General features: G+C 62.3%; 22 protein-coding genes. 12 read left to right on the plus strand and 10 right to left on the minus strand.

The features are described 5' to 3' along the window. Positions 1–69 precede the first annotated feature (69 nt). The 3 genes from GIW79_RS19255 to GIW79_RS19265 all read right to left on the minus strand — a co-directional run bounded on the left by GIW79_RS19255 (position 70) and on the right by GIW79_RS19265 (position 3,717). Positions 70–861 carry a MipA/OmpV family protein gene (locus GIW79_RS19255; protein ID WP_236455686.1) on the minus strand — a complete coding sequence of 264 codons (792 nt, stop codon included), beginning with the start codon at positions 859–861 and terminating at the stop codon, positions 70–72. A gap of 16 nt (positions 862–877) precedes the next feature. Beyond that, entirely contained in the window at positions 878–2,701 is a 1,824-nt protein-coding gene (locus GIW79_RS19260; protein ID WP_236455688.1) for a serine hydrolase domain-containing protein, read from the minus strand. A gap of 116 nt (positions 2,702–2,817) precedes the next feature. Continuing rightward, a complete protein-coding gene (locus GIW79_RS19265; protein WP_034126002.1) occupies positions 2,818–3,717 on the minus strand; it encodes a LysR family transcriptional regulator in 900 nt (299 codons plus the stop codon). Between the two features lie 245 nt (positions 3,718–3,962). Here GIW79_RS19265 and GIW79_RS19270 point away from each other — a divergent pair, with 245 nt between their 5' ends. The 8 genes from GIW79_RS19270 (at position 3,963) to dctM (ending at position 12,683) form a co-directional block, all read left to right on the plus strand. Then, positions 3,963–4,781: an FAS1-like dehydratase domain-containing protein gene (locus GIW79_RS19270; protein ID WP_072446329.1), complete on the plus strand. Its 819-nt coding sequence runs from the start codon at positions 3,963–3,965 to the stop codon at positions 4,779–4,781. 28 nt (positions 4,782–4,809) lie between these two features. After that, positions 4,810–5,973 carry an acyl-CoA dehydrogenase family protein gene (locus GIW79_RS19275; RefSeq protein WP_072446330.1) on the plus strand — a complete coding sequence of 388 codons (1,164 nt, stop codon included), beginning with the start codon at positions 4,810–4,812 and terminating at the stop codon, positions 5,971–5,973. Positions 5,974–5,984: 11 nt separating this feature from the next. Further along, positions 5,985–7,334 (plus strand): MmgE/PrpD family protein, encoded by a 1,350-nt coding sequence (locus tag GIW79_RS19280; protein WP_236455690.1) that lies wholly within the window; start codon positions 5,985–5,987, stop codon positions 7,332–7,334. Between the two features lie 10 nt (positions 7,335–7,344). Further along, positions 7,345–8,538 (plus strand): CaiB/BaiF CoA transferase family protein, encoded by a 1,194-nt coding sequence (locus GIW79_RS19285; RefSeq protein WP_034125999.1) that lies wholly within the window; start codon positions 7,345–7,347, stop codon positions 8,536–8,538. A gap of 14 nt (positions 8,539–8,552) precedes the next feature. Beyond that, positions 8,553–9,371: an HpcH/HpaI aldolase/citrate lyase family protein gene (locus tag GIW79_RS19290; RefSeq protein ID WP_236477400.1), complete on the plus strand. Its 819-nt coding sequence runs from the start codon at positions 8,553–8,555 to the stop codon at positions 9,369–9,371. 214 nt (positions 9,372–9,585) lie between these two features. Continuing rightward, the gene (locus GIW79_RS19295) at positions 9,586–10,569 is read left to right on the plus strand and encodes a TRAP transporter substrate-binding protein (protein ID WP_034125997.1); all 984 of its coding nucleotides are present in this window, start codon (positions 9,586–9,588) and stop codon (positions 10,567–10,569) included. Between the two features lie 201 nt (positions 10,570–10,770). Beyond that, complete coding sequence (locus tag GIW79_RS19300; protein ID WP_034125996.1) at positions 10,771–11,403, plus strand: TRAP transporter small permease; 633 nt, start codon at positions 10,771–10,773, stop codon at positions 11,401–11,403. After that, positions 11,403–12,683: a C4-dicarboxylate TRAP transporter large permease protein DctM gene (dctM, locus tag GIW79_RS19305; protein WP_236477401.1), complete on the plus strand. Its 1,281-nt coding sequence runs from the start codon at positions 11,403–11,405 to the stop codon at positions 12,681–12,683. The genes GIW79_RS19300 and dctM overlap by 1 nt, the downstream gene beginning before the upstream one ends. 193 nt (positions 12,684–12,876) lie before the next feature. Here dctM and ampC read toward each other — a convergent pair whose 3' ends face one another. Beyond that, positions 12,877–14,019, minus strand: coding sequence for a class C beta-lactamase (gene ampC, locus GIW79_RS19310; RefSeq protein ID WP_236455761.1), 1,143 nt, complete (start codon positions 14,017–14,019; stop codon positions 12,877–12,879). 129 nt (positions 14,020–14,148) lie between these two features. Here ampC and GIW79_RS19315 point away from each other — a divergent pair, with 129 nt between their 5' ends. Then, positions 14,149–15,021 carry a LysR family transcriptional regulator gene (locus GIW79_RS19315; RefSeq protein WP_197901455.1) on the plus strand — a complete coding sequence of 291 codons (873 nt, stop codon included), beginning with the start codon at positions 14,149–14,151 and terminating at the stop codon, positions 15,019–15,021. A gap of 121 nt (positions 15,022–15,142) precedes the next feature. Here the strand turns inward: GIW79_RS19315 and yghX are convergent, their stop codons facing one another. From yghX to GIW79_RS19330, 3 genes are read right to left on the minus strand one after another with little or no spacing between them, the layout of a single operon-like run. Further along, a complete protein-coding gene (gene yghX / locus GIW79_RS19320; RefSeq protein ID WP_236455762.1) occupies positions 15,143–16,030 on the minus strand; it encodes a YghX family hydrolase in 888 nt (295 codons plus the stop codon). 44 nt (positions 16,031–16,074) lie between these two features. Continuing rightward, on the minus strand, positions 16,075–16,569 hold the full coding sequence (locus GIW79_RS19325) for a PaaI family thioesterase (protein ID WP_054897340.1): 495 nt from the start codon (positions 16,567–16,569) through the stop codon (positions 16,075–16,077). Between the two features lie 51 nt (positions 16,570–16,620). Next, a complete protein-coding gene (locus GIW79_RS19330; protein ID WP_236455764.1) occupies positions 16,621–17,511 on the minus strand; it encodes a DMT family transporter in 891 nt (296 codons plus the stop codon). A gap of 89 nt (positions 17,512–17,600) precedes the next feature. Between GIW79_RS19330 and GIW79_RS19335 the strand changes: the two genes are divergently transcribed. Further along, entirely contained in the window at positions 17,601–18,926 is a 1,326-nt protein-coding gene (locus GIW79_RS19335; RefSeq protein WP_236455767.1) for an aminotransferase-like domain-containing protein, read from the plus strand. A gap of 7 nt (positions 18,927–18,933) precedes the next feature. On the opposite strand, the gene GIW79_RS19340 is transcribed toward GIW79_RS19335, so the two are convergent. Continuing rightward, positions 18,934–19,365, minus strand: a complete 432-nt coding sequence (locus tag GIW79_RS19340; RefSeq protein ID WP_003190851.1) for a nuclear transport factor 2 family protein — start codon at positions 19,363–19,365, stop codon at positions 18,934–18,936. A 154-nt stretch (positions 19,366–19,519) separates the two neighbouring features. On the opposite strand from GIW79_RS19340, the gene GIW79_RS19345 reads away from it, so the two are divergent. Beyond that, a complete protein-coding gene (locus GIW79_RS19345) occupies positions 19,520–19,753 on the plus strand; it encodes a DUF6434 domain-containing protein (RefSeq protein WP_003190852.1) in 234 nt (77 codons plus the stop codon). Positions 19,754–19,915: 162 nt separating this feature from the next. On the opposite strand, the gene GIW79_RS19350 is transcribed toward GIW79_RS19345, so the two are convergent. Next, on the minus strand, positions 19,916–21,625 hold the full coding sequence (locus tag GIW79_RS19350; RefSeq protein ID WP_054897343.1) for an amidase: 1,710 nt from the start codon (positions 21,623–21,625) through the stop codon (positions 19,916–19,918). A 192-nt stretch (positions 21,626–21,817) separates the two neighbouring features. Between GIW79_RS19350 and GIW79_RS19355 the strand changes: the two genes are divergently transcribed. Continuing rightward, on the plus strand, positions 21,818–22,132 hold the full coding sequence (locus GIW79_RS19355; RefSeq protein ID WP_034127600.1) for a DUF2834 domain-containing protein: 315 nt from the start codon (positions 21,818–21,820) through the stop codon (positions 22,130–22,132). 353 nt (positions 22,133–22,485) lie between these two features. On the opposite strand, the gene GIW79_RS19360 is transcribed toward GIW79_RS19355, so the two are convergent. Then, positions 22,486–23,697, minus strand: a complete 1,212-nt coding sequence (locus GIW79_RS19360; RefSeq protein WP_127881899.1) for an MFS transporter — start codon at positions 23,695–23,697, stop codon at positions 22,486–22,488. Between the last annotated feature and the right edge of the window lie 76 nt (positions 23,698–23,773).

Here is a 23,773-nt window from a genome sequence, read left to right on the forward strand (position 1 = left end):
TTCTCTGGATAAACGCGGCGCCTGCGAGTTTTTCGCGAGCAAGCTCGCTCCTACAGAGGGCAAGTCAGATCAGAAGGTGTACTGCAGCTCCCCCAACACCGATGCCTGCAGCCGCTGCTCCACGATCGGGCTCTTGCCTGCTTCATCGGCCAGGTATTGCACATCCAGCAAGGTCGAGAACTGCGTGTGTTCGTTGATCGGCACGCTCCATGAAAGGTTCATGCCATTGCTGATATTGCCGGCCCTTGCCTTGTATTCCTTGAAGCGGCTGCGGGTGGCCTGGTCGGCAGTCACGCCGTACCAGGTTTGCAGGTAGTTGCGGTCACCGAAGTGGCTGTTGATGGCGGCATCGACGGAGCCGTAGCGGCCTTCATAGAGATTGGTACCCAGGCTCAACTCCAGGTGGGTAAAAGCCTTGCCGGTTTCCTTGTGTTTATCTTCTTCAAGCGCATGTTCCAGGGTGGCGCCGATGATCACACCGCCGAGGTTGTAGGCGGCACTCACCCCCAATTGCGGACGTGACTTGATCTCGCCCATGCCTTTGAGGCGTTTGGAGCCGGCATGCATGCTTTCATTTTTATCCTTGCGCGAATCGCTTGCGCCAACGTATGCGCTGAAGCTCAGGGCATTACCTTCGTAACCCCAGCCCAAGCCCGTATCAGTGTCGAGGAAGACGCCCCAGGGGCTGATGATTTTGCCACCGAGCACAGGCGCCGTCATACGTTCGTCGCTGCCACTGTAGCGGGGGGCGTTGGCCATGCCGGCCTCGAGGCTGTATTGCCAGTCTTCGGCAAACGCCGTATCGGCGGCGGCGAGCAGGCACAGTGAGGTCAATGACAGGCACAGGTTTTTTGAGTGCATCAGGGTGTTTTCCTGGTTAGAGGTTCAAGGGTGTGTGGGGTGAATGGGTGCGTTTGAACGAGTAGCCCGAAGCACTCAGGCCGTTGACCTGGCGGCTGACGGTATCGCCCAGGCCGTAGCCGTTGCCGGCCAGCACCGCATGGGCGTTGTCGATGGGCAGCAGGATGTAGTCGGTCAACGGCTCGCCGTGCAATTGGCCGCGAATCACCAGGAAACCGTCCTCCTGGCGCACGCTGATGCCACTCAATGGCGCGTCGGGTTCATGGCTGTTGAGCACCTGGTAGGTGCCGACCGTGTTGGCCCACGCGGCGGACAAGGGCGGCGGCTCGATGCGCTCGCCGATGGCAATGCGTTGGCCGTGGCTGCGGGCGGTGAGCATTTGGCGGCCTTGTACCGTGAGCACATCGAACTGCACGCGGCCCAACTCGCCGAGGTCCTTGCGCCAGAAACCCAGTATCTTTTTCTGCGCCCGCAGCCAGCCTTGCTCATCACGCAATAGCTGGAAATTGTAGCCGGCCAGTTCACCGCTCAAGCGCGCATGCTCATCCCTGATGCGGAACACGCCCCAGGCGGTGGCGTAGAAGCCTGCCAGGCGCTTGCGATCCACCGCCGCCGGTACATGGCGCAGCTTGAGGCCGTGGCTGGGGGCCTGGCAGTCATCGGCGCATACGGGCTTGCCGGTCTGAGCCTGGAGCATCAGGCGCAGGCTGTCGGTGGTCAGCGACACCACCATGTCTTCGGCGTTGCTGTCGTTGGCCATGATGACCACGGCCAGTTGCTGATCCGGCAGCAGGGTCAACTGGGCCACGAAGTCGTCGCCGCCACCGCTGTGCTGGTAGGTGCGCACACCGGGGCCGATGGGCTCGTCACCACAGGGCGCCAAGAACCAGCCCAAGCCCATCTGGCAGTCGAAATCCAAGGCATTGCCGGTGTTTTGCTGGGTAAACATGGCGTCGATAGACGTGCTACCGAGGATCTGGCTGCCCTTGTAGGTGCCCTTGGCAAACAGCATGCGTACGTAGCGGCTGAGGTCTTTGGGGCTGGTCCACAGGCCGCCGGCGGCGAGGTCACGCACCTGTGGGTCGGTGCTGGCCTTGCCATCCTCGTAGCCGTGGGCGCGATAGCTCATTTGCGCACCGGTGCCCAGGAAACTGGACTGGTTCATTCTCAAGGGTGTGAGCAGGCTGCTTTGTAACTGGGCTTCGAAGCTTTTGCCGCTGCTGCGCTCAATGGCGGCGCCCACCAAGGCATAGCCAAGGTTGGAATACGCCACTTGGGAGCCCGGCAGGCTGCTCAGCCACACACCCGACACACGCATCGGCATCTGCCCCATGGCATAGGTGCTGCGCAGGTCGCGCAGGTGCTCGCTGGGCAAGCCGGATTGATGGCTGAGCAAGCGCCGCAAGGTGATCGCTCGATCCGCCTTGGCCTGGTCGCTGTGAAAGCGGGAGCGCACGTAGAACTCACGCAGGGTCTGCTGGATCGGCGCATCCAGCGCCAGGTGTTGCTGCTCCACCAGTTGCAGCGCCGCCGTGGCGGTCAGCAGCTTGGAGATGCCACCTGCGCGAAACGCGGTATTGGGCGTGACCGGCACCCCCAGGTCTTTGTCAGCCAGGCCAAAGCCGCGGGCCCAGATCAGCTCCTGGCCATTGACCAGGGCAATCGACAATCCCGCCACATTGTCCCGAGCCATCTCCCGGGGAATGCGGGTTTGCAGGTAGCGGATGATTGCGCCGTAATCGCCTTTTTGAATCGGCGGCGGGACAGGCGGTTGCGAGTGGCAACCGATACTGCCCAACAGGCAACCCAAGAGCGGAATACCGCGCAATCTGCGAAACATCAAGAGCACCCGAATGATGATTTGGATGCTGGAATGCTAGGGCGGCGGGGGCCGAGAATCTTTGAGTGCTTTGTCGGGAAACTGTCAAAGACTGTTAACGGCCGCTTATAAAAACATCAGGATTTGCCCAGGGGTGCGGGCATCAACGTGGCGATCAGGGCGCGAATGGTCCCCGGCAGCGCTTCCAGCTCGCGTACCAGGATGCTGCGCTCGCGAATCGCCCAGGGCTCGTCCAGTTTTACCGTCACCAGCTGCATGGTGCGGCTGTGACGCAGGGCGGCGGACTCGGGAATGATACCGATGCCCACGCCGGCCTCGACCATCCGGCAGATCGCCTCGAAGCTCGAGACCTGGATACGCAGCGACAATTGCTTGCCCAGACGCTCGACGTGTTCGCGCAGGAAACTCAACAGCGTGCTGCCTTCATGCAGGCCGATATGCTGATACGCCAGGGTCTGCTCAAGGGTCACCGAAGGCTGGTCGGCCAACGGATGCCCGACGGGTACCATCAGCACCAGTTCGTCGGTGCTGAAATGCAACACTTGCAGGCCGGAGGCTTCCACGGGGCCGGCGATGATGCCCATGTCACTGGTGCCATCGAGCACCCCACGCACGATGTCCCGCGACAGGCGCTCCTGCAGGTCGACGGTGACGCCCGGGCGCTGTGACAGAAAGCCTGCCAAGACCTCCGGCAAAAACTCGGTGACCGCCGTGGTGTTGGCGAAGATACGGATATGCCCGGCCGAATCCACGCCGTATTGGGTGAACTCGCTTTTGAGGTAATCCACCTGGCGCATGATCAACCGCGCATGGTGTAACAGGCGCTCGCCTGCTGGGGTGATCTCCACGCCTCGGCTGTCGCGGTACAACAGGCGCGTGTCGAGCTGGCCTTCCAGGGCCTTGATCCGCGCACTGGCGGCAGCCGGCGACAGGAAGGCGCGCTTGGCACCCTGGGTGAGGCTGGGGGATTCGGCGATATGGATAAACAGGCGCAGGTCGGCGAGATCGAAGTGCATGCAAAACTCCAGGCTTGTGATCACCCGTGGCGAGGGAGCTTGCTCCCGCTGGACTGCGAAGCAGACCTGTTTTTTGGGGCCGCTTCGCGCCCCAACGGGAGCAAGCTCCCTCGCCACAAGAGGTACGCATAGGAATGGTGCGTTCAGCTTAACCGAACGCTGGTTTATTGAAATGCAAATTCTCAGAACGGGCAGGCCCTTGCATGATCCACGGCAGACACCCACTGCCTGAGGACCTGCACCCGATGAGCGCCACTGATTGGATCGGCCGAAGTGAGACCGCCCACGACCACCTGAGTCATAACCTGCTCAAGCGCATCGCCGCGACGTTAGGTGAAGAGGTGCCTGCCGACGGCGACGCTGTGCCTGCGTTGTGGCAATGGTGCTTTTTCCAGGACCCGCTGCCGGAGGTGGCGTTGGGCAGCGACGGCCACCCGGCACGCGGCGGGTTCCTGCCGCCGGCCGATAACCGCAATCGCATGTGGGCCGGTGGGCGTCTTGAATTTCTGCAGCCACTGCGGGCTGGCGAGGCGGCTACGCGCGTGTCGACCATCACCCAGGTCGAAGAAAAGACCGGGCGCACCGGCTCACTGCTATTTGTCACTGTGCGCCATGACTACTCCCAGGAAGGGCGGCTGGCCATCCGCGAGGAACAGGACATCGTCTACCGCGAACCCACGCCACCCAAGCCTGGCAGCGGCGACGCGCTGGCCCGGGGCGAATGGACAGAGGCCGTCGAGCCGACGCCGACCCTGTTGTTCCGCTACAGCGCCGTCACGTTCAACGGCCACCGCATCCACTACGACTACCCCTATGTCACCGGCACCGAAGGCTATGCCGGCCTGGTGGTGCATGGCCCGCTGATCGCCACTTTGAACCTGCGTGCGTTCTGCCGGGCGCACCCTGAGGCGACCCTGCGCCGCTTTGCCTATCGCGGCGTGCGCCCACTGATTGCGCCACAGCCTTTTGAGGTCGGCGGGCGCATCACCGCAACCGGCGTCGCAGAACTCTGGGCTGGCAACACTGAAGGCCTGGCACAGACCGCCCAAGTGCATTTCGAATAACCCGATAACAACAGGCGGAGAGCCGTTAATGAATGCCCATGACAACGAAGAACTCAAGGCCATCCGCGAAGGCGTGCGCGCCTTGTGCGCCGAGTTCGATGCCGCTTACTGGCGCAAGATCGATGAAAAAAAAGGCTTCCCTGAAGCCTTCGTCAAGGCCCTGACCGACGCCGGTTGGCTGTCGGCCATGATCCCCGAGGAATACGGCGGTTCCGGCCTGGGCCTGGCCGAAGCCTCGGTGATCCTTGAGGAAGTCAACCGCTGCGGCGGCAACTCGGGCACCGTACACGGCCAGATGTACAACATGTTCACCCTGCTGCGTCACGGCAGCGAGGCGCAAAAACGCTACTACCTGCCCAAGCTGGCCAGCGGTGAATTGCGCCTGCAGTCGATGGCCGTCACCGAGCCCACTACCGGCACCGACACCACCAAGATCAAGACCACGGCGATCAAGCGCGGCGACAAGTACGTGATCAACGGCCAGAAAGTCTGGATCTCTCGGGTACAGCATTCCGACCTGATGATCCTGCTGGCGCGCACCACGCCTTTGGCCGACGTAAAGAAAAAGTCCGAAGGCATGTCGATCTTCCTAGTGGACCTGCGCCAGGCCATCGGCAACGGCCTCACCGTGCAGCCCATCGCCAATATGGTCAACCACGAGACCAACGAGCTGTTCTTCGACAACCTGGAGCTGCCCCTGGACAGCCTGATTGGCGAGGAGGGCAAGGGCTTCAAATACATCCTCGATGGCCTGAATGCCGAGCGTACGCTGATTGCCGCCGAGTGCATCGGTGACGGCCGCTGGTTCATCGAAAAGGCCAGCGCCTATGCCCGCGACCGTGTGGTGTTTGGCCGGCCAATCGGGCAGAACCAGGGCGTGCAGTTCCCGATTGCCGAGGCGCATATCGAGATCGAAGCGGCCGACCTGATGCGCTGGCGTGCCTGCGAGGAATACGACAGCGGCAAGAACGCCGGGGCCAGTGCCAACATGGCCAAGTACCTGGCGGCCAAGGCGTCCTGGGAAGCGGCCAACGCCTGCCTGCAAACCCACGGCGGCTTCGGCTTTGCCTGCGAGTACGACGTGGAGCGCAAGTTCCGCGAAACCCGCCTGTACCAGGTGGCGCCGATCTCCACCAACCTGATCCTGTCCTACGTGGCCGAGCATTTGCTCGAATTGCCACGCAGCTTCTGAGGGCCTTGAGCATGCATCATACCCAAGCCCTGTGCCGGTTCCTGGCCGAGCTGACGTACTCACAATTGCCCGAGCCCGTGCTGGCGCGTACCGAAGAGCTGTACCTGGATTGGCTCGCGTCCGCCTTGGCCAGCCAAGGCGCGCACCCGATTCCCTTGTTTGAACGCTACGCGCAGAAGATGGGCCCGAGCAGCGGCCCGGCCCAGGTGATCGTCAACGGCACCGGCACCAGCGCGTATTTCGCCGCACTGGTCAACGCCGCCTCCTCACACCTGGTGGAGCAGGATGACCTGCACAACAGCTCCGTGCTGCACCCGGCCACCGTGGTGTTTCCCGCCGCGTTGGCGGCTGCCCAGGACCTCGGCAAGGCTGGCCGTGAACTCTTGCTGGCCTCGGTGGCCGGCTACGAGGCGGGGATTCGCATCGGTGAGTTCATGGGCCGCTCGCACTACCGCATCTTCCACACCACGGCCACGGTCGGCACCCTGGCGGCGGCGGTCGCGGTGGGCAAGTTGCTCGATTTCAACGAAGAACAATTCATCAACCTGCTCGGCAGCGCCGGCACCCAGGCTGCCGGGCTGTGGGAGTTTCTGCGCGATGCCGCCGACTCCAAACAACTGCACACGGCCAAGGCGGCGGCGGACGGCTTGCTGGCGGCTTACCTTACGGCCGATGGGCTGACCGGCGCGCGCAATATCCTTGAAGGTGAGCAAGGTTTGGCGGCAGGTATGTCCAGTGATGCCCAGCCGGGCAAATTGTCTGCCGAGCTGGGCAGCCGTTGGGCGCTGGTGGAAACCTCGTTCAAGTTCCACGCCTCCTGTCGCCACACCCATCCTGCTGCCGACGCGCTGCTGGCCGTGATGCAGCGTGAAGGCTTGAGCGCTGCGCAGATCTCCCAGGTGCGAACCCACGTGCACCAAGGCGCCATTGACGTACTCGGCCGAGTGACGGTACCGGCCACCGTGCACCAGGCGAAGTTTTCCATGGGCACCGTGCTTGGGCTGATCGCTGTGCATGGCAAGGCCGGGTTGCCTGAATTCCATGAGCTGGCGTTGACCGATCCTGCGGTCGCGGCGTTTCGCGACAAGGTCAGCATGACCCTGGACGCGGAAGTCGACAGCGCCTACCCGCAACGTTGGCTGGGCCGCGTCACGGTCACCACCACCGATGGCCGCACGCTGCGCGGTGCCATTGATGAACCCAAGGGCGACCCGGGCAACACCCTGAGTCGGGCCGAACTGGCGGATAAGTTCCAGCGCCTGGCCCACTTCAGCGGCGCCCGCACCCCGACCCAGGCCAGAGGCCTGATCGAGCAGGTGTGGAACCTGCGTACTACCGCGTCCATGGCCCATTGGCTTTGAGGGATTTGTCATGACTGAACAACGACCGCTGGACGGCATCACCGTCGTCAGCCTGGAACACGCGATTGCCGCGCCATTTTGCACGCGCCAGCTGGCCGACCTCGGTGCCCGGGTCATCAAGGTAGAGCGACCCGGCACCGGCGACTTCGCCCGTGGCTATGACGAGCGGGTGCGTGGCCTGGCGTCGCATTTCGTCTGGACCAACCGCTCCAAGGAAAGCCTGACCCTGGACCTCAAGCAGGACGAGGCGGGCGCTATTCTGGATGCGCTTTTGGCCGATGCCGATGTGTTGGTGCAGAACCTTGCCCCCGGCGCGGCAGCGCGCATGGGCTTATCGTTCGAGGCGCTGCACGTGCGCTTTCCACGCCTGATCGTCTGCGATATTTCCGGCTACGGCGAAGGCGGGCCCTACGAGAAAAAGAAAGCCTACGACCTGCTGATCCAGAGCGAGGGCGGCTTTCTCTCGGTGACCGGTGGCCCAGGTGAAGAGCAGATGGCCAAGGCCGGTTGCTCCATCGCGGATATCTCCGCCGGGATGTACGCCTACAGCGGCATTCTGTCGGCGCTGCTGCTGCGCGGCAAAACCGGCCAGGGCAGTCGCATCGATGTGAGCATGCTCGAAAGCCTGGTGGAGTGGATGGGCTACCCGATGTATTACGCCTTCGACGGCGCGCCGCCGCCACCGCGTGCGGGTGCCGCGCATTCGACGATTTACCCCTACGGGCCGTTTCCCACCGGGGGCGGCGGCACGGTGATGCTCGGCTTGCAGAACGAGCGCGAATGGGCGGCGTTCTGCGACAAAGTGCTGCTCACCCCGGCATTGGCGACGGACGAGCGCTTCAGCGCCAATTTCAAGCGCTCGGCCAACCGCGAGGTGCTGCGCCAGATCATTGTGGAGCGCTTTGCCCAACTGGACGTCGAGGCGGTGATCCAGCGCCTGGAGCACGCGCAAATTGCCAGTGCCCGGGTCAACGACATGCAAGGCGTGTGGGACCACCCGCAACTCAAGGCCCGCGACAGCTGGCGTGACGTCGACAGCCCGGCGGGGCCGTTGCCCTCGCTGCTGCCACCGGCCCGTAACGCCGCGTTTACCCCGCGCATGGACGGCGTTCCAGCGCTGGGGCAACACAGCCAAGGCATCCTCGACCAGTTGGGTTACTCCGTTGAGGCCATTAACAGTCTGCGTGAGCGCGGCGTTATCTAATCAGGAATCACGTGATGCCAAAGCCTTTAGTACGTTCTGCGCTGTTTGTGCCGGGCAGCCGCCCGGAGCGGTTTGCCAAGGCCCTGGCCAGCGGCGCCGACGCAGTGATTGTGGATTTTGAAGACGCGGTGGAAGAGCCGCTCAAACGTCAGGCCCGGGATAATCTGGGCGCGTTCCTGCACGCCCATCCTGAGGCCCAGGTGTGGGTGCGCATCAACGCGCCGCAACATGCCGAGCATTTTGAGGACGTGGCGTTCTGCAAGGCCCATGCAAATGTCGCCGGGGTATTGCTGCCCAAGGTCGAAAGCGCGGCCCAGGTGGCTGTGATGGCCGCGACCGGCAAGGCTATCTGGCCGATTATCGAAAGCGCACGCGGTTTGCTGGCACTGGCGCAGATTGCCCAGGCGCCCCAGGTGGAGCGCCTGTCGTTCGGTGGCTTGGACCTGGCGCTGGACCTGAACCTGAGCAGTCACTCCCGTGCCGCCGAATTGGCCCTCGACCAGGCGCGCCTGGCGTTGATCGTGCATTCGCGCGCCGCGGGCCTGGCGGCGCCGCTGGACGGCGTGCACCCGGCCATCGACGACCCCGAAGGCCTGCACCGTTCGATCCGGCACGCCTATGAGATGGGTTTTGCCGGGGCGTTGTGCATTCATCCCAAGCAAGTGGCGGTGATCCATGCCGCGCTAGCGCCGAGCGCCCAAGAGCTGGCCTGGGCCAGGCGGGTGGTGGAGGCGGGCGCCCATGGGGCAGGGGCTTATCAGATTGATGGGCAGATGGTGGATGCGCCGGTCTTGCTGCGCGCGCAACGGCTGCTCACTGCCAGCTCTGACTGACGGAACCTGGAGCCAAATGTGGGAGCTGGCTTGCCTGCGATAGCGGCAGAACAGTCAATGTCTGTGTTGCCTGACACACCGCTATCGCAGGCAAGCCAGCTCCCACACTGGACGCATTCGGCCAGGCCGAACGCAGGTATCTAAAATTCGAAATTCACGACACGCGTAACATCAGGCACCTTGCCTTAAACACAACAATAAGAAGGTGATTCCCATGCTCAAGCTTTCCCGGGCGCTGCTGTGCGCCGCCACCTTGTTTACCGCTGGCCTGGCCCAGGCGGCAGACCCGATTGTGATCAAGTTCGCCCACGTGGTTGCTGAAAACACCCCTAAAGGCCAAGGCGCGCTGCTGTTCAAAAAGCTTGCTGAAGAGCGCCTGCCCGGCAAGGTCAAGGTCGAGGTGTACCCGAACTCGTCGCTGTTTGGCGATGGCAAGGAAATGGAAGCATTGCTGCTGGGTGATGTGCAGATGCTGGCCCCGTCCCTGGCCAAATTCGAGCACTACACCAAGCAAGTGCAGATCTACGACTTGCCGTTCCTGTTCAACGACCTGGCCGCCGTCGACCGTTTCCAGGCGGCCCAGGGCAAGCAACTGCTGACCTCGATGCAGGATAAAAACATCCTCGGCCTGGCCTATTGGCACAACGGCCTCAAACAACTCTCTGCCAACAAGGCCCTGCATGAACCCAAGGACGCCCGTGGCCTGAAGTTCCGCGTGCAGGCTTCCAGTGTGCTCGAAGAACAGTTCAAGGCGATCCGCGCCAACCCGCGCAAGATGAGCTTTGCCGAGGTTTACCAGGGCCTGCAGACCGGTACCGTGAATGGCACCGAGAACACTTGGTCGAACTATGAAAGCCAGAAGGTCAACGAAGTGCAGAAGTACTTCACCGAGTCCAACCACGGCCTGATCGACTACATGGTGATCACTAACGCGACATTCTGGAACGGCCTGGCGCCGGATGTGCGCAGCACCCTGGAGCAGATCATGGCCGAGGTCACCGTGGAGGTGAACAAGCAGGCCGAAGCGCTGAACCAGTCGGCCAAGCAGAAGATCATCGACGCCAAGACCAGCGAAATCATCGAACTGACCCCCGAGCAACGTGCGCTGTGGCGCGAAGCCATGCGCCCGGTGTGGCAGAAGTTCGAAGGCGAGATTGGGGCCGGCCTGATCAAGGCGGCGGACCAGTCCAATCAGTAATCCCCTGTGGGAGCGGGCTTGCCCGCGACTGATCGTTCCCACGCTCCGCGTGGTAATGCATCCCGTGACGCTCCGCGTCGCCTTACGCACGGCGTGATACAGAACGTGGAACGTCCGGGGCGGCATTACCACGCGGAGCGTGAGAACGATCTAGCAGGTTGACCTGGCTTTTTACCTATCTCTGCCTCGCGAGGTTTTGCCATGCAAACGCTAAGACGCGTCTGGGAGCACCTGGAGGAAGGCTTTATCGCTTTCCTGCTGGCCGCCATGACCCTGGTGACGTTCGTCTACGTCATGCTCAACAACGTCTACACCCTGTTCTTTACCCTGGCCGACAAATGGGCCTGGAGCAGCCCCTTCTTCAATGCCCTGGGCGACGGCAGCATGACGTGGGCCCAAGAGATGACCTGGAGTGTGGCGCTGACCAAGGCCATGTTCGGCTGGTTGATTTTCTTCGGCATTTCCTACGGCGTGCGCACTGCTGGCCACCTGGGTGTGGACGCGCTGGTGCGGCTGACCCGGCGCCCGGTGCAGCGTCTGCTCGGCATGCTCGCCTGCCTGTGCTGCCTGGCCTATGCCGGGCTGTTCATGGTGGCCAGCTACAAGTGGGTAAGTGCGGTGATGACCGCGCATATCGGCGCCGAAGACCTCGACCAGTTCGGCATCGATGTCGGCGACATCGTGGTGATCGTGCCCATTGGCTTTGCGTTGGTATTGATCCGCTACCTGGAAATTTTCTACCGCATCTTTACCCACCGCCAGGTCGGGTTGGGGTTGGCCGACGAGGCCGGTGAGGCCAGCAAGTTGGCCGGCAGCCATGAGGAGCGTCACTGATGGCCGTGCTCTGTCTGTTTTTGCTGTTGTTCGTGTTCATGTTCCTGGGCGTGCCGATTGCGATTGCCCTGGGGCTGTCCGGTGCGGTGTCGATCCTGATGTTCAGCCAGGACTCGGTGAGTTCCCTGGCGATCAAGCTGTTTGAAACCAGCGATGCCTACACCTTCCTGGCGATTCCGTTTTTCCTGTTGTCCGGTGCCTTCATGACCACCGGCGGCGTGGCCCAGCGGCTGATCGACTTTGCCAACGCCTGTGTCGGGCATATCCGCGGTGGCCTGGCGATTGCGGCGGTGCTGGCGTGCATGCTGTTTGCAGCGCTGTCCGGGTCGTCACCGGCCACGGTGGCAGCAGTGGGTTCGATTGCCGTGGCGGGCATGGTGCGCTCCGGTTATCCGAAGGAATTTGGTGCGGACATCATCTGCAATGCCGGGACCTTGGGCATTCTGATCCCGCCGTCGATTGTGATGGTGGTGTATTCGGCGGCGACCGAAACCTCGGTGGGCAAGTTGTTCATGGCCGGGGTGATTCCGGGCTTGCTGCTGGGCCTGATGTTGATGGTCGCGATCTACATCGTCGCCCGCATCAAGAAGCTGCCGGCGCAACCCCGGGCGACATTCCGTGAATGGCTGAGCTGTGCACGTCGAGCGTTCTGGGGCCTGTTGCTACTGGTGATCATCCTCGGCGGCATTTACAGCGGCATGTTCACCCCGACCGAAGCGGCGGCAGTGGCGGCCGTGTATTCAGCATTCGTCGCGCTGTTCGTCTACAAGGACATGAAGCTGCGCGACTGCCCCAAGGTGCTGCTGGAGTCGGGGCGCTTGTCGATCATGCTGATGTTCATCATCGCCAACGCCATGCTGTTTGCCCACGTGCTGACCACCGAACAGATCCCCCAGCAAATCACCGCGTGGGTAATCTCGGAAGGGCTGACGCCGATTGGCTTTTTGATCATGGTCAACGTGGTGCTGCTGATTGCCGGCAGCTTTATGGAGCCTTCGGCCATTGTGCTGATCCTGGCCCCGATCTTTTTTCCGATTGCGATGAAGCTGGGCATTGACCCGATTCACCTGGGGATTGTGATGGTGGTGAACATGGAAATCGGCCTGGTGCACCCGCCGGTGGGGCTGAACCTGTTCGTGACCTCGGCGGTGACCGGGCTGACATTGGGGCAGACTATTCGCGCGGCGATGCCGTGGCTGATGATCCTGTTGGTGTTCCTGATCATGGTGACGTACTTGCCGTTCATTTCCCTGGCGCTGCCGCAGTGGCTCGGAATGTAGGGTGGGAGGGGGCTTGCCCCGATGGCGATGAGTCAGACACTCCCTCATCGGGGCATAGGTATCTACACAACTCAGGGACGACGCAGGCCCTGTGGCGAGGGAGCTTGCTCCCGTGACTACCCAACGGCGGACGCTGATCTAACTGACGCGCCGCGATCCAAATGTGGGAGCTGGCTTGCCTGCGATGGCGGCCTTATTGGTCCATCGCACTCAAGATCGCGTGCGCTACTTTCACCCTTTCGGCATTCGGGTAGTTCCGGTTCGCCAGGATCACCACCCCCATGTCCTTGCTTGGCACGTACGCCACGTAAGCACCAAAGCCGCCAGTGGACCCGGTTTTGTTGTACAGCACGTTGGCCGGCTCGGCCTGGGCGGGTGTCAACCAGGTGACCTTGTGCGGCTCCATCGCCATCGGTGTGGAGTTGCCGTCCAGTAACGCTTGCAGGCCGATGGGGTAGGGGTAGCGTTCCCAGCTCAGCCCCTGGGTCATGCCGTTGACGGTGTAGTAGCCGGCGTGAGTGGTGGCAATGGCCTGTTGCACCGGTTGTTCCAGGGTTTGGGGGTGCATGTTCGCGATCACGTAGCGGGCCAGGTCCTGGCTGCTGCTCTTGAGGCCATAGGCTTCGAAGTCCAGGGCGCCAGGGTTGACGCGTACCGGTTTCTGCTGGCTGTCATAGCCCTGGGCGTATTGGCCGGCCTTGTCGGCGGGGACGCGGGTATAGGTATTGGTCAAGCCCAGCTTGGGCAGCAGGGTTTTTTCCATGGCGACGGTGAAAGGCTGGCCCAGGCTTTTTGCGGTCACGTAACCGAACAGGCCAATGCTGGGGTTGGAGTAAAGGCGTTGTTCCCCCGGCGCATAAGTGGGTTTCCAATGCTGGAAGTAATCCATCATGGTGGTTGCACTGTCGGCGGCATCCGGAAACTGCAGCGTCAGGCCGCCGGCGGTATAAGTGGCCAGTTGCAGCAGGCTGATGCGATCGAACGCGCTGCCTGCCAGGATGGGCAAGTGTTGGCTGGTCATGTCCGACAGCTTGAGCTTGCCGATGGCCTGGGCATACCCGCCGAGGGTGGCGTTGAAGGTTTTGCTCACTGAGCCGATTTCGAACAGGGTGTTTTCGGTGACGGGTGCCTGGGTGTCTTTGGCGGCGACGCCGTAGTTAAAGTATTGCACCTTGCCCTGTTGGACGACCGCGACCGTCAGGCCCGGGATGCCTTGCTGTTTCATCAGAGGGGTGACGTGGCTGTCCACGACCTGGCGCATGTCGGTGGCGGCCATGCAGCTGCCGGCGCCGAGCAACAAGGCTGAAACCGCATATTTTTTCAGGGTGTGTTTCATGGTTCGCTTCCATGTAAATAAGGCAATGACGATCGGAACCTGCGCAGGCGTGGCAAATGTAGGTGGATTTCCGGGTGTCGGCAAACGATGATATCTCGCACCTGCCATTAGAAAAATTTGGGTCAAGCCATGTTGCGTTCCCACCTGCCGCTCAATGCGTTGCGCGCTTTCGAAGCGTCGGCGCGCCATTTGAGCTTTACCCGTGCGGCCATTGAGCTGTGCGTGACCCAGGCGGCGGTCAGTCATCAGGTCAAAAGTCTCGAAGCGCAACTCAACGTCACGCTGTTCAAGCGCCTGCCACGGGGCTTGATGCTCACCAGCGAAGGCGAATCCCTGCTGCCCGTGCTGCGTGACGCCTTCGACCGTATTGCCCTGACCTTGGATCAGTTTGAAGGCGGGCATTACCGTGAAGTCCTGACGGTGGGGGCGGTCGGTACCTTTGCGGTGGGCTGGTTGTTGCCACGCCTGGCGGATTTTCACAGCCGCTACCCGTTGATCGACTTGCGCTTGTCCACCCACAACAATCGCGTGGATGTCGCCGCCGAGGGCCTGGATTATGCCATCCGCTTTGGCGCCGGCGCGTGGCACGGCACCGACGCCTGCCCCTTGCTTGAGGCACCGCTGACGGTGTTGTGCGTGCCGCAGATTGCCGAACAACTGCACAGCCCGGCTGACGTACTGAAGCACACCTTGCTGCGTTCCTACCGTGCCGATGAGTGGAACCTGTGGTTCCAGGCCGCCGGTTTGCCCAGCGATACACGGGTGCCGCGCAGCGTGGTGTTCGACTCTTCGCTGGCGATGATGGAGGCCGCGCTGCAAGGAACTGGCGTAGCACTGGCGCCAGCCCTGATGTTTTCACGGCAATTGGAGAACGATGTGATCCGCCAGCCGTTCGAGGTGGGGATCACCACCGGCAGCTATTGGTTGACGCGCTTGCAGTCGCGGGCTGAGACACCCGCGATGTTGGCGTTCAAGGGGTGGTTGCAGGCAAGTGTTGGATAACATTTGGGGAGGCAGGTCCTCATTTATGTAGGAGCGAGCTTGCTCGCGAAAAACTCCCAGGCGCCGCGTCTATCCAGGACGCCCGCGTTATCGTTGTCGTTTTTCGCGAGCAAGCTCGCTCCTACATCAGGTATTGGCGGAACCATCCCAGGGTGCGTTCCCAGGCAAGGTTCGCCGCTGCTTCGTCATAGCGCGGTGTCGAATCATTATGGAAACCGTGATTGGCACCCTTGTAGATAAACGCCTCATACCTCGTCCCCGCGGCCTTCAATGCCTGTTCATACGCCGGCCAGCCTTCATTGATGCGCGTATCCAGCTCACCGAAATGCAACATGACCGGCGCCTTGATGCGCGGCACGTCCTTGGCGTCGGGTTGGCGCCCGTAGAACGACACTGCCGCGCCCAGTTCCGGGTAGGCCACCGCCGCTGCATTGGTCACGCCACCGCCGTAACAGAACCCGGTGATGCCGACTTTGCCCGTGCTGCTGTCGTGCTGCATCAGCCACTCGATGGCGGCGAAGAAGTCGTTCATCAGTTTGGTCGGGTCGACGGTCTGCTGCAGGGCCACGCCTTTTTCATCATTGCCAGGGTAGCCGCCCACCGAGGTCAGGCCGTCCGGGGCCAAGGCGATAAAGCCGGCCTTGGCCAGGCGTCGGGCGACGTCTTCGATATAGGGGTTCAGGCCCCGGTTTTCATGCACCACCACCACGGCGGGCAGCTTGCCTGCCGCCCTGGCTGGGCGTACCAGATAGCCGCGCACGGTGCCGTTGCCTTTGGGCGAGGGGTAGGTGATGTAGTCGGCGACGATATCCGGGTCGGTGAATTTCACCTGCTCGGCCAGGGCGTAATTGGGGCTCAGGGCCGCGAGCAATGCCGAAGCGGTGAGGCCACCGAGGGTGAGCAGCGCGGCGCGGTCGAGAAATTCGCGGCGGTTGATCTTGCCGTGGGCATAGCCGTCGTAGAGTTCCAGCAGTTCGGGAGCAAAGTCTTTCGCGGTCAGACGAGTCATCGGTGCAGTCCTCGATTAGCGGTTGCCGTCACTGTAGACCAGGATCAAACCTCGCGGCCATGGGCGGCGGCGGCCAGTTGCCCGGTGTCGACGCGCACGAACACCGAGTCGCCGACGGCGGTGAGCACGCTGCCTGCATACACTTCGCAGACCACCCGGCTTTTGCGACCGATTTCGCCTTCGACCCGCGCCCGCAGGACCAGGGGCACACCCATGGGCGTGGGCTTGATGAATTTGATCCCCAGGTTACCGGTGACGCAGTCGATGCGCGGCAGGCTGCCGGGTTCACGCTGTTCGGCGCGGTAGTGGTAGGCCATGGCGGTCCAGTTGGAATGGCAGTCCACCAGCATGGCGATCAGGCCACCGTAGACCAGGTCTGGCCAGCCGCTGTATTTGGCCTCGGGTTGATGCTCGGCAATGACGTGTACGCCATCGTCATCCCAGCGGCTCTTGATGTGCAGGCCATGAGGGTTGCTGCTGCCGCAGCCGTAGCAGATGCCTTCCGGCGCCGTGGTGTCCTGGAGAGAAGCGCTGTGCATGCAGAGTCCTTGTTGTTGTTTGGGCGACGCTTCTATTTAGCAGGCCAGGGGTTAGCGAGCAAACTTCTTCGCCCCGGCCACGCAGCCGATCACCGCCACCGTCACCAGAACCATGCCCAGGCTGACCTGTTCATGCAGCAAACCCGCCGCCAGCGCCAGGCCGAAGAACGGTTGCAGCAACTGCAACTGGCCGACCGCGGCAATCCCGCCCTGGGCCAGGCCGCAGTACCAGAATACAAAGCCGATCAACATGCTGAACACCGCCACGTAGCCCAGGCTCAACCAGGCCGGCAAGCTGATACCGCTGAGGGTAGACGGCGCCAACAACAGGCTCAAGGGCGCCACCACCGGCAGCGACACCACCAGCGCCCAGCAGATCACCTTCCAGCCGCCCAGGCTGCGCGACAGCTTGGCGCCTTCGGCATACCCCAGGCCGCATGCCAGCACGGCCAACAGCTTCAACACATCGCCCGCGGGTGCGGCGCTCAAGCCTTGGGCAACGGCATATCCCATCACCAACAGGCTGCCCAGGATCGAAAACAACCAGAACACCGGCCTCGGCCGTTCACCGCCGCGCAGCACACCGAACACCGCCGTAGCCAGTGGCAGCAGGCCGATAAAGACGATGGAGTGGGCCGAGGTCACGTACTGCAGGGCCAGGGCCGTCAGCAGTGGAAAGCCGATCACCACGCCAAGCGCGACGATAACCAGCGGTGCCCATTGCTGGCGCGTGGGGCGTCTTTCCTTGAATACCCCCAATAGGCACAACCCCAGTAGCGCCGCGAGAGTGGCGCGGATCATGGTCAGGAACACCGGATCGAATTCCATGACCGCCAGGCGCGTGGCTGGCAGCGAGCCGCTGAAAATCACCACACCGATAAAACCGTTGATCCAACCCTGGGTGCTGCTGTCCAGAGTGCCGAGAGGAGAAGTGCGTTCCATGGGGGACCTGTCCGAAAATGGCAGTTGCGTGCTGGGCATCCTAGGATTGAAGATTAAGACAATCAAAAAATTGTCATGGATACAGCCCTATGCCCCGTGCTCGCTACAAGACGCTGGTCGATACCTTCGCCGAGGCCATCCGCAGCGGCCAATTGCAGCCCGGCACGCGGTTGCCTACCCATCGCCAATTGGCCGCCGAGCATGGCCTGGCACTGGTCACCGCCAGCCGGGTGTACAGCGAGCTGGAAGCCATGGGCCTGGTCAGTGGCGAAACCGGGCGCGGCACCTTCGTACGTGAGATTGCCTTGCCATCGGGGCAGGGCAGTGGGCAGATGACGGTTGCGGCGGGTTTGCTTGACCTGAATTTCAACTATCCGTCTTTGCCGGGCCAGGCCGAGCTGCTGCGCACGGCGTTGCGCCAACTCGCCCTGTCTGGCGACCTGGAGGCGCTGCTGCGCTACCAGCCCCATGCCGGGCGTGTGCACGAGCGCGCCGCCGTGGCCCGGCACTTGTTGAACCGAGGGTTGACGGTGCAAGCCGAGCAGGTGCTGGTGGTCAGCGGCGCCCAGCATGGCCTGGCGGTGAGCATGATGACCTTGCTCAAGCCTGGGGATGTGGTCGCGGTGGATGCGCTGACCTATTCGGGGTTTAAGGTACTGGCCGAAACCCTGCACCTGGAACTGGTCGCCATCCCAGTCACAGCCAACGGCCCTGATCTTGACCACCTGCACAGCCTGTGTCGCCAGCGCCCGGTGCGAGCGGTGTACAGCATGCCGACCCTGCATAACCCGCTGGGCTGGGTGATGAGCCTGGAGCAGCGCGAGCGCTTGGTGGCAATCGCCCGGCAGCACAACCTGATGATCATCGAGGATGGCGCCTATGCGTTTCTCGCCGAAGAAGCGCCGCCGCCTTTGGCAACTCTTGCACCGGAGCGCACGGTGTACATCGGCGGGTTGTCCAAAAGTGTCGCCACCGGTTTGCGCGTGGGCTTTATCGCTGCGCCTATGGCGTGGGTAAGCGGGTTGGAACGCACGATCATGGCCACCACCTGGAACGTGCCGGGGGTGATGAGCGCGATTGCGGTGGGCTGGCTCGAGGACGGCACGGTGGCGCAACTGGAGGCGCAAAAGCGTGCGGATGCCCAGGCTCGTCAAGCGTTGGCAGCACAGGTGCTGAGGGGCGTGAAGATCATCAGTCACCCGTCCTCCTACTTTCTGTGGCTACCGTTGGCGGAAGACGCCCGCGCCGATCAGGTCGCCATGACCTTGCAGCGCGCGGGCATCTCGGTTTCAACCGCCGAACCGTTCGCGGTCTCGGCCCAGGTGCCCCACGCGCTGCGCCTGGCCCTGGGTTCGGTGCCCATGGCGGCATTGCGTGAGGCGCTGGTGAAGGTGCGCAAGGTGGTGGCGTGGTGAGGTTTGCTCAGTACTTGTAAGCCTGGCGCCCAATCAGCAGCCATTGGCCGTGCTGTTTTTGCCAAACCTGAAAGTTGTCGATATCGGTTGGTGTGTCCACACCGCTGTTCACCGCCAGGGCATGGAAGTGGTTGCGCACCAGGGCGGTATCGCCGTTGAGGGTGATGGTCTGGTTTTGCATCTCCAGGGTTTTGAATGCGCTGGTATGGGTTTCCAGGTCGGCAATGAATTGCGCCTTGTTTTGCACCTTGCCGCTGGAGTGGCCGTAGGTGAGCTTGTCGGACGTCAGTGCATGAAGCTGCTTGAGGTCCAGATGCAGCATGGCTTGGGTCAATTGATCGACTGCCTGGGCTACATCCTTCTCGGCGGCGCCGGGCGCGGCGGCGACGTAGCCGGAGAAGAGGCACAGAAATCCGATCAGCACTTTGAAGTTGGACATGGGTGTTTCCTTATTGTTGTTAAGAAATACGACGAGGTACGTCGTCGTACAACCATGCAATATTCTCAAGGCGGAAGGAAAGTGAAATTTTGCAGGAGCTTGAGGTGAGTAGGCGCTAGAGTGTTCATCACCATCCGCGCAGCCGAGGTACATCATGGATTTTGACTGGCACAGCGACGTCATCACCCGCGCTACACCCGTCACCCCTAGCTATAAAAACACCCAAAACGTGCGCCGCTTTATGCTTGAGCAGTGTGGCCCGGCGTTCAAGTTCAACCGTCCATTCATGGCGTGGATTCGTAACGGCGCACCCAAGACTTTGGGGGATGTGGTGGAGGAGTGGCAGCGTCGCAACGAGGTGCTTCGATCCTCGCACCACGGTGTTTGAACTGAAATATGAACAAAAAGTGTGGGAGCGGGCTTGCTGTGGCGAGGGAGCTTGCTCCCGCTCGATAGCGCAGCTGGAGCCGGCTTTTTGGGGGCGCTACGCACCCCAGCGCAAGCAAGCTTGCTCGCCCACAGCAAGCCCGCATTTGAGTGAGGAGCCCAGCTAGATAGCCGCCAGCGGTGGCGTACGCGGCGGGATCATCCGTTTGCTGCCGGTGGCTTCGAACGCCGAGGCAAAGCGCAACAGCGCCGAATCGTCATAGGCACGCCCGGCGAAGGTCAGCCCCACCGGCATGCCGATGTCTGCCATCACCCCCATCGGCACGGTGACGGTGGGCACGCCCAGGTGGCGGATGGCGAGGTTGCCGTTGGCCACCCACACGCCGTTGCTCCAGGCAATGTCGGCAGACGCTTCGTTCACATCGGCATCCGCCGGGCCTACGTCGGCCACGGTGGGGAACAGCACGGCGTCGAGCCCGAGGGTGTCCATCCAGTCTTCCAGGTCCAGGCGCCGGGTTTGCTCCAGGCCGCACAGGCCATCGGGCACGGTGCTAATCTGGTCCCATGGCGTGATGCCGCGTTGGGCCATGCGCACGTATTCGTCCATGCCGGCGGCCAGGTCGTCTTCACGGTTGGGCAGGGTGCCGGGGTCGTGGGGGAAGATGTTCGGCCCGTCCACATCGGCCAGGCGGTTCAGGTGCGGGTCGCCGTTGGCACGCAGGAAATCATCGAAGGCCCATGCAGACAGCTCCCACAACTCGTCGTGGAGGAACTCTTTAGAGACCAGGCCACGGGTAAACACCGTCGGCGCGCCGGGGCGGTCGCCTTCGCAGTTGGACACCAGCGGGAAATCCACTTCGATCACTTCGGCACCCGCCGCTTCCAATGCCTGGCGCGCGGCTTGCCACAGTTCGATCACCGTGGCGCGGGTGTGGATCTTTTGTCCGGTCGGGCCGCCGATACCCGGTTTTTCGCTGGTGCCAGCATCCGGGTCGGCGTTGATGTACATGCGCGGCACGCCAAAGCGCTTGCCGGCCAGGTTTTCGCTGTCGACTGCCAGCGCGGCGTAGGACACCGGGCGCACCGAGGTGACGCTGGGGATCGGCACCCAGGGTTGCAGGCGCCACAGGTCACCACGTGTGTCCGGGTCTTCGGCCACCACGACGTCGAGCACTTCCAGCAGGTCGGCCATGGTGCGAGCATAAGGCACCACCACGTCCATGGTCGGGGTCAGTGGCCAGTTGCCGCGCACCGAAATCACGCCACGGGACGGCGTGTAGGCACACAAGCCATTATTGGAGGCCGGGCCGCGACCGCTGGACCAGGTTTCTTCAGCCAGCCCGAACGCGGCAAAGCTGGCGGCGGTGGCGGTACCAGCGCCGTTGGAGGAACCCGACGCAAACGGCGCGGTGAGGTAGTCGGCGTTGTAGGGGCTTTCGGCGCGACCGTACACGCCACGCTGCATACCGCCATTGGCCATCGGCGGCATGTTGGTCTTGCCCAGGCAGATAGCGCCACCGGCACGCAGACGCTCAATGGTGAAGGCATCGCGCTGGGCCACCAGCTTGGCAAACGCCGGGCTGCCGGATGCAGCCGTCAACCCCTTGACCAGGTAACTGTCCTTGGCGGTGTAAGGAATGCCATCCAGCGGCCCCAGGGTTTGCCCCTTGGCACGGCGCGCATCGGACGCCTGGGCTTCTTTGAGCGCATCGGGGTTGCGTACCACCACGGCGTTCAGTGCAGTGGCCGTCTGCGGGCCATCGTAGGCATCGATCCGCGCCAGGTACGCCTGCACCAGTTCAACTGCCGTGGTCTGGCCGGCTTCAAGCGCAGCGCGCAATTGGGCAATAGAGACTTCAGTAACTTGCATCACGTTTTTTTCGCCGCCTTCAAGTGGGGGTATGGCGGCAGTCTACGTACAGATATTTCACAAAACCAGCGCGGCATACTTCGTGTAGGCGGCGGGAACGACATCACCAAGCAAGGCGTCAGCAACATTGCGAGTGGCCGCCCTTTATCGCTAAGGTGGCCGCGTTGATTAACGTTGCACTTCAAGGAAGAGACCATGCACAGACCTTATATCGCCCTGGCTGCCTTGCTCGGGTTTACCCTCTATACGGTGGCGACGATGCTCACGGCCGAGCAATCACTGTTGGCATTTGGATGGGAACTGATGTCCCGGCCCGATACGGCGCAGGTGGTGATTGACCTGTATCTGATGGCGGTGCTGGCGTGTGTGTGGATGTACCGGGATGCGCGTAGGCGAGGGCGGTCGATGGTCTCAGTGCTGCCGTATTTTTTACTGACGGCAGTGTTTGTGTCGGTAGGGCCTTTGCTCTATATCGTGGTTAATGGATTTTCTCGCCGGGCCATGAAGTGAGGCTTGTTGCTCCCGTGACGACCTGCCAGCGACGCTGATCTGACTGACACACGACGATCCAAAGTGTGAGCTGGCTTGCTCGCGAAGGCGGCCTGGCAGTCAACACAGTTGGATTGTGGACATATCCATAGCAGATCAAGAGCGGCTCGCTTCGCATCGTGGTTACCGTTGAGCGCTACGGAATTGTGTCGATACCTATGGTCATCGCAGGCAAGCCACCCACATCTGGATCGTGGGGGTGTCAGGTAGATAGGCTTCGGCTAGCAGGCCGTCACGGGAGCAAGCTCCCTCGCCACAGGTCCCGCGTCGCCCCAAAGTTGTAGATAACTACGGCTATGGGGCGACGCGATCGATCAAACGCCTTTGGTCGACGGCAACAGTACCGTCAGGATACCCACCAGCGGCAGGAACGAGCACAGCTTGTACACGTATTCGATGCCGTGATGATCAGCGAGCATCCCGAGCAGCGCCGCGCCGATCCCGCTGAAGCCGAACATCAGGCCGAAGAATATCCCGGCGATCATGCCCACATTGCCCGGCACCAATTCCTGGGCAAACACCACGATGGCCGAGAACGCCGAGGCGATGATAAAGCCGATGACCACGCTGAGTACGGCGGTCCAGAACAGGTCGACGTAGGGCAGGGCCAGGGTGAACGGCGCGGCGCCGAGGATCGAGAACCAGATGACTTTCTTGCGGCCGATCTTGTCGCCGATCGGGCCACCGGCAAAGGTGCCCACGGCCACCGCGCCGAGGAACAGGAACAGGTACATCTGCGAGCTGGCCACCGACAGCTGGAATTTCTCGATCAGGTAGAACGTGAAGTAACTGGTGAGGCTGGTCATGTACCAGTATTTGGAGAACACCAGCACAGCCAGTACCACCAGGGCGAATGTCACGCGGCCTTTGGACAAACCGTGGGTCGCCTGGCTGCCTTGCTTGAGCTTGAACAGGTTGAGGTGGTGGCGGTACCAGCGGCTCAAACCGTACAGCACCAGGATGGCGAACACCGCAAACAGGCCGAACCAGGCAATGTGGCTTTGGCCGTAGGGAATGATGATCGCCGCCGCCAGCAACGGGCCGAAAGCGCTGCCGGTGTTGCCGCCGACCTGGAAGGTCGATTGCGCCAGGCCGTAGCGCCCACCGGAAGCCAGGCGTGCGACGCGGGAGGTTTCCGGGTGGAAGGTCGATGAGCCCACACCCACCAGCGCCGCCGCGAGCAATATCGCCGGGAAGTTGCCGACAAAGGCCAACATCAGGATGCCGATCAAGGTGCACACCATGCCCGCTGGTAATAACCAGGGTTTGGGGTGGCGGTCGGTGTGGTAGCCGATCCACGGTTGTAGCAGGGAGGCGGTCAACTGGAAGGTCAGGGTGATCAGGCCGACCTGGGTGAAGCTCAGGCCGTAGTTGGCTTTGAGCATCGGGTAGATCGATGGCAGCACAGCCTGGATCAAGTCATTGATCAGGTGCGCCAGGGCACAGGCGCCCAGGACGCGCATGACTAAGGGGCTTATTTGCGGGCTGGTCGAAGGTGCGGCGGGTGACGCTGTGACTGTGGACATGCGGGCATTCCGTACAAGGTGGGTCTTATAAACATCTGACGCTGCCGGAGGGGGCTAGGTGGTGTGTGGTTTTCGG

Origin of the sequence: Pseudomonas sp. PA-7-1E, assembly GCF_021605325.1 — a bacterium.
Taxonomy (GTDB): domain Bacteria; phylum Pseudomonadota; class Gammaproteobacteria; order Pseudomonadales; family Pseudomonadaceae; genus Aquipseudomonas; species Aquipseudomonas fluorescens_BV.